This is a genomic window from Paenibacillus sp. sgz302148, assembly GCF_056120465.1.
Genome location: NZ_JBVYOJ010000056.1, coordinates 1 through 1,299 on the forward strand (window position 1 = coordinate 1; position 1,299 = coordinate 1,299).

The window sequence follows — 1,299 nt, forward strand, 5'->3', positions numbered from 1 at the left end:
TGATATTATCCCCTTTAAGTAGACACTCAAAAAAACCTTCATGGTATCATGGAGGTTCGAGTGACACTTGGAGGGGATCTTTCTATGGCGAAAAAGGGACAAGTATTTCAATCGTATACTGATGAATTTAAGCTACAAGCGGTTAGAGCCTATCTTGAAGGCTATTCAAGTTATAAGGTTGTAGCAGAACAGTTGAAAATACGTAATTGTTCACAACTGAAAGTGTGGGTGAAGAAGTGGCAAAACGGAGACTCATTTGATGAGCGCAAAAGCGAGATGAATCCGCTTAAAGGCCGCCCGCGGACCACCTTTAGCAGCATTGAGGAAGAACGGGATTACCTGAAAGCGCAGGTGGATTACTTAAAAAAGCGGTATCCAAATCTAATAAAGGAGAAGCCCTCAGCCAACAGGCTAACTATGAAATAGTCGATGAATTACGCCATCGACACGGCATTACACGCTTGTTAGCCATTGCAGGGATACCCAGGGCCAGCTATTACAAATGGCGAACTACAAAACCTCAGCGCGATGCAAGACAAGATCGAGATCATAAAATCAAAGAACATATGATGGCCATTCATTTTACACACCCTTACTTCGGGTATCCGCGCATGTTGACAGCCTTGAGGGAGGCTGGCTACGTCGTCAATCACAAGAAAGTATGGCGTCTCATGAAAAGTTTAGCGATTCAATCGGTAATTCGCAAAAAGCGAAAACAATCTAATTACACGCCCTCTGTCGTGTATCCGAATCGACTAAAACGCAGGTTTCATGCCACAGCACCGCAGCAAAAAATGGTGACGGATATTACCTATATATCAGATGGTACGAACTTTTATTATCTTTCTGTTATTCAAGATCTCTTTAACAATGAAATTGTTGCTTGGCAGTTGTCTGAACGTAACGATGTACCGCTTGTTCTGGATACCATTGAACAGTGGGCAAGAAAAAGAGACGTGTCGGAAGCCGTGCTCCATTCGGATCAAGGCTTCCAATACACGTCTCAGGTGTACAACACACGATTAGAAGCTCTCGGCGTTAAAGGCAGCCACTCTCGCAAAGCAACCTGCCTGGATAACGCATGCATCGAGTCCTTCTTCTCGCATCTCAAGACAGAGAAGTTGTATCTTAAACAGTGTAAATCAGGAGCGGAAATTCAGCAAGCTGTAGAAGAGTATATTTACTTTTATAACTACCAGAGGTTTCAAGCCAAACTGAAACAACGCGCACCGATTGAATATCGGTGCGCGTTGGCAGCATAGCTTTTTTCTTATGTCTACTTGACAGGGGTAAGACCAC

At 43.7% G+C, this 1,299-nt stretch carries 1 protein-coding gene; it reads left to right on the forward strand.

Features of this window, described 5'->3' with window-relative positions; genetic code table 11:
- Window positions 1-84 precede the first annotated feature (84 nt).
- Window positions 85-1,262, forward strand: a protein-coding gene (locus AC0LWM_RS32350; protein ID WP_474679162.1) for an IS3 family transposase whose coding sequence is annotated in 2 segments (ribosomal slippage) — window positions 85-361 and window positions 361-1,262 — 1,179 coding nt in all. Because the reading frame shifts where the segments join, the coding sequence is not laid out codon by codon here.
- Window positions 1,263-1,299 lie beyond the last annotated feature (37 nt).